Raw genomic sequence first — 555 nt, forward strand, 5'->3', positions numbered from 1 at the left:
TGCGTTTGGCGAGTGCGGCGACGCCTTCGAGGTCGACGATGCGCAGCAGCGGGTTGGTCGGCGTTTCGACCCAGAGCATTCTCGTCTCCGGGCGGATCGCGGCTTCCACGGCGGCGAGGTCGGTGAAATCGACGAACGAGACCTGCAGATTGGCAGAGCGCTTTCGCACCCGCTCCATCAGGCGGAAGGAGCCGCCATAGATGTCGTCGGTGGCGACGATATGCGCGCCGGAATCGAGCAGTTCGAGCACCGTGGCGATCGAGGCCAGGCCGGAGGCGAAGGCAAAGGCGGCCGAGCCGCTTTCGAGATCGGCGACGGCACGCTCGAAGGCAAAACGGGTCGGGTTCTGGCTGCGGGCATATTCAAAACCCTTATGCACGCCGGGCGATTGCTGGGCAAAGGTCGAGGTGGCGTAGATCGGCACCATAACCGCGCCGGTCAGCGGGTCATGGCTCTGGCCGCCATGGATGGTGCGCGTTGAGAAGGCCAGGCGGTTTTTTCCGGCTGGCGGGGTGCTGCTGGTCATCGTGCGCGCCTCAAATGGTTGATCAGGTC

General features: G+C 64.7%; 1 pseudogene. It reads right to left on the bottom strand.

From position 1 onward, the window contains the following. A pseudogene (locus EN993_RS38225) lies at positions 1-526 on the bottom strand (PLP-dependent transferase); the annotation flags it as partial. Positions 527-555: the final 29 nt, after the last annotated feature.

This window comes from Mesorhizobium sp. M7D.F.Ca.US.004.01.2.1, from assembly GCF_003997785.1.
Taxonomy (GTDB): Bacteria; Pseudomonadota; Alphaproteobacteria; order Rhizobiales; family Rhizobiaceae; genus Mesorhizobium; species Mesorhizobium loti.